Here is a 425-nt window from a genome sequence, read left to right on the forward strand (position 1 = left end):
GAGAAAATAGCTAATATCGATAAATTGATTAGTCAACGTGAGATTGAATTAGAATGGCCGTACCGTGAGTTTCAAGACGAGAATGTTGGCGGTGGTAGAAGTACAATCACATCATTCAAAGCACAAGAGTTGATTGAGAAAAAAGAACAAGATCCATATTTGCAACGGTTGTACAGACTAAGAATGATAAAAGATGATTTACTAATTGACATGACTAAACAGCAGAGACAAATATATGAGTTACGTTGGTGTACTGATGATTATTATGACTGGTTGCTAGTTGGTGAATTGTTAGAACCAAGATTAAGTAAAGCACAAATATACCGCAAACGTGAAAAATTATTGGAGCTTTTAGCAAAAAAAGAGGGAATATTACGAAAATGAGACTATATAGCAAAAAGTCTCATTGAAAAAAATTTATTATT

Annotated in this window: 1 protein-coding gene; it reads left to right on the forward strand. The window is 32.7% G+C overall.

The genetic code is table 11. The annotated features are described in order from the left end of the window. The coding region (locus GSM_RS13635; protein ID WP_010078427.1) for a DUF722 domain-containing protein at positions 1-384 on the forward strand (384 nt) is incomplete at its 5' end. Positions 385-425 lie beyond the last annotated feature (41 nt).

The sequence above is a fragment of the Liquorilactobacillus mali KCTC 3596 = DSM 20444 genome, from assembly GCF_000260415.1.
In the GTDB taxonomy this organism is placed as follows: Bacteria; Bacillota; Bacilli; order Lactobacillales; family Lactobacillaceae; genus Liquorilactobacillus; species Liquorilactobacillus mali.